Raw genomic sequence first — 402 nt, forward strand, 5'->3', positions numbered from 1 at the left:
CGTCCGACCTTGCCGCAGTTGCTTCTTTGTTCCGGCTACCTGAATCGCCGGCAATCCGATAAGAATGATTCTATGTTTACGGTGCTCGTTAGAGATTGCAGAATGCAGCCAGCACGCTGCCTTACTGTCGGATATGACCGGACACCGAAAATGCAGCACTCAATGAATCCAATGGCATACCGCATCCAACACCGTCGTCATGCCTGAAAAGAAACTCCGTGGCATTCCTCGTAGGCTCCGTGCTATCCAAGGATGGCCGGAACAACTTTCAAGCTACATTTCCCCGGACGTTTGGAGGTCGAGTGACGTTTACTGGAATTGGAAAATCCCGGTGTCGTCCAGCCTCGTTCAGGGGCGATATGCTACCGCTGCGACCCGTCGCGCGTGTGCGCAAGGTCTTAT

At 53.5% G+C, this 402-nt stretch carries 2 protein-coding genes; both read left to right on the forward strand.

Annotated features, from left to right (window positions below):
• On the forward strand, nucleotides 1-207 hold a 207-nt coding region (locus tag PQQ51_RS34400), incomplete at its 5' end, for a hypothetical protein (protein WP_408501634.1).
• A partial coding sequence (locus tag PQQ51_RS34405) for a DUF3916 domain-containing protein (protein WP_408501635.1) occupies nucleotides 200-402 on the forward strand: 203 nt, incomplete at its 3' end. The genes PQQ51_RS34400 and PQQ51_RS34405, both read left to right, overlap by 8 nt.

The sequence above is a fragment of the Paraburkholderia xenovorans genome (genome assembly GCF_046030735.1).
Classification (GTDB): domain Bacteria; phylum Pseudomonadota; class Gammaproteobacteria; order Burkholderiales; family Burkholderiaceae; genus Paraburkholderia; species Paraburkholderia xenovorans_A.